The sequence below is a fragment of the Arenibaculum sp. genome, assembly GCF_035998295.1.
Classification (GTDB): Bacteria; Pseudomonadota; Alphaproteobacteria; order Azospirillales; family Azospirillaceae; genus DASYHS01.
In genome coordinates, this window is record NZ_DASYHS010000206.1 from 1 (window position 1) to 2,576 (window position 2,576).

2 protein-coding genes are annotated in these 2,576 nt (G+C 71.2%); both read left to right on the forward strand.

The window, feature by feature from the left end:
• The coding region (locus VGO20_RS19995) for a hypothetical protein (protein ID WP_327504144.1) at positions 1 to 1,602 on the forward strand (1,602 nt) is incomplete at its 5' end.
• A 17-nt stretch (positions 1,603 to 1,619) separates the two neighbouring features.
• The coding region (trxB, locus tag VGO20_RS20000; protein WP_327504145.1) for a thioredoxin-disulfide reductase at positions 1,620 to 2,576 on the forward strand (957 nt) is incomplete at its 3' end.

Here is a 2,576-nt window from a genome sequence, read left to right on the forward strand (position 1 = left end):
TTCGACGCGGACAAACCCGTGTCCGCGGTCCGCCACCTGCTGCCCGACGGCGCGCAGGTCGTGACGCTCGACGCGATGCGCCTGCCCGACGCCATGCTGACCGACCGCCGCACCTACCTGGCGCCGATCAACTGGGCCACCAACTTCGTCTTCTTCCGCGACGAGACCGGCCAGCACACCCGGGTCGTGACGGCGAACTACTGGGGCGCCTACGGCGGTCCGGGCCAGCGCCTCTACCATCGCCTGTTCGACGCCGGCGGCGAGACGATCGCGGAGTGGGTGGACGAGCTGCCGGGGCCGAACGCGACCGTCGTCGTCGACAGCGCCGAAGTGCGCGAGCGCTTCGGCCTCGACGGCTTCTGCGGCTCGCTGTTCCTGCACGTGATCGGGGCCGCCGGGCACGACGTCGTCAAATACGCGCTCGACACCTATGGCGATGCCGACACGGTGCTGTCCTGCACCCACGACGCCAACGCCTGGCCGGCCGACTACTACGCCGGACTGCCGGCGCCGCGCGAGGGCGAGCGGGTGATCTTGTGGGTGCAGAACAGCCACCCCTGCCCGATTCCGGCGGGAGAGATCGGGCTGAACCTGATGGGCCGCGGCGACGTCGCCCGCCATGCCCGGGCGATCCCGCCCTTCGCGACCGTCGCGATCGAGGTCGGCGGCCTGCTGCCCGGCGCGCGCTGGCCGCAGCAGGTCGAGGTGTCGGCGGGCCGGCACTTCGTGCGGCCGCGCTACGAGGTGATCACCGCGGCCGGGCGACGGCGCATCGCCCACGCCAATGTCGAGCGCACCGACCTCTCGCCCGATCCGCGGCTGCCGGAACTGCGGCCCCTGCTGGGCAAGGGCCACATCCTGCCGGCGCCGGTGCTGCCGGTGGACCGGTTCCGCACGATCGCGCTGCCGACCCCGATGGCGCGCAGCCAGGCCGAGCTGCCGCTGACGGCGCTTCTGTTCGACGCGTCCGGCGAGCAGGTCGCGGAGCACCGCTTCGGCAACCTCGCGCGCAGCGACAGCATCGCGGTCGAGGCGGCGGACCTGATGGAGCGTGCCGGCCGGACGCTGCCATCCGGCTACGGGCACCTGGAGCTGATCTACGACTTCGACGCCGGGGGTGCCGCCGACGGGTGGCTGCACGGGCTGTTCCGCTACGAGGACCGCGTCTCCGGCCACGGGGCGGAGACCAGCTTCGGCGGCCATGTCTACAATACGGTGCTGACCTACCGGAACGAGCCCCAGAGCTATGCCGGGCGCCCGCCCGGGCTCTCGACGCGGCTGTTCCTGCGGCTGGGCCCGGCGCCGCTCGACAGCTTCTGCCACCTGGTCTACCCGGCCTCGACGCCGTGGCACGCGACGTCGCGGACCGACCTCGTGCTGACGCGGCGCGACGGCGTCGAGGTCGCGCGCAGGCGCATCGACATCCCCTGCGGCGGCTCGCACCTGTTCCGCTACCGCGAGACCTTCTCCGCGCAGGAGCAGGCGGCGGCCGGCGAGCACGCCCATATAGTGATACGCGACACGACGTGCCGCCTCTTCGGTTATCACGGTCTGATGAACGGGGAGCGGAGCTTCAGCCTGGACCACATGTTCGGGTTCTGAGCCAAGGAACGGAAAGCATGGCCGAACACCACCACACCAAGGTCCTGATCATCGGCGCCGGCCCGGCCGGCTACACGGCGGCGATCTACGCCGCGCGCGCCAACCTCGCCCCCATCGTCGTCCAGGGCATGCAGCCCGGCGGCCAGCTCACGATCACCACGGACGTAGAGAACTATCCCGGCTTCGCGGACGTGATCCAGGGCCCCTGGCTGATGGAGCAGATGGCCAGGCAGGCGGAGCATGTCGGCACGCGCATGATCTTCGACCTGATAACGGAGGTCGACTTCTCGCGCCGGCCCTTCGTGTGCAAGGGCGACGGCGGCGACACCTACACGGCCGACACCGTCATCATCGCGACCGGCGCGCAGGCGCGCTGGCTCGGCCTGCCGAGCGAGAAGGAGTTCGCGGGCTTCGGCGTGTCGGCATGCGCGACCTGCGACGGCTTCTTCTTCCGCGGCAAGGAGGTCTGCGTCATCGGCGGCGGCAACAGCGCGGTCGAGGAGGCGCTGTACCTGACCAACCACGCCTCCAAGGTGACGGTGATCCACCGGCGCGACCAGTTCCGCGCCGAGCGCATCCTCCAGGACCGCCTGTTCCGCAACCCGAAGGTCGAGGTCGTCTGGAACAACGTGGTCGAGGAGATCCTCGGCACGGCCGGGGACGGCGGCCCGAGATCGGTGACCGGGGTGCGCATCCGCGACACCGGTACCGGCGAGCGGCGCGACCTGAAGGTCGACGGCGTGTTCGTCGCGATCGGCCACGACCCCGCGACGGCGGTGTTCCGGGGCAAGGTCGACATGGATGCCGAAGGCTACATCCTGACGGCGCCCGACCGCACGGCCACGAACGTGCCCGGCGTGTTCGCGGCGGGCGACGTGAAGGACAAGGTGTTCCGCCAGGCGGTCACGGCCGCCGGCATGGGCTGCATGGCGGCGCTCGAGGCCGAGAAGTTCCTGGCCGAGCACGAGGGGCCG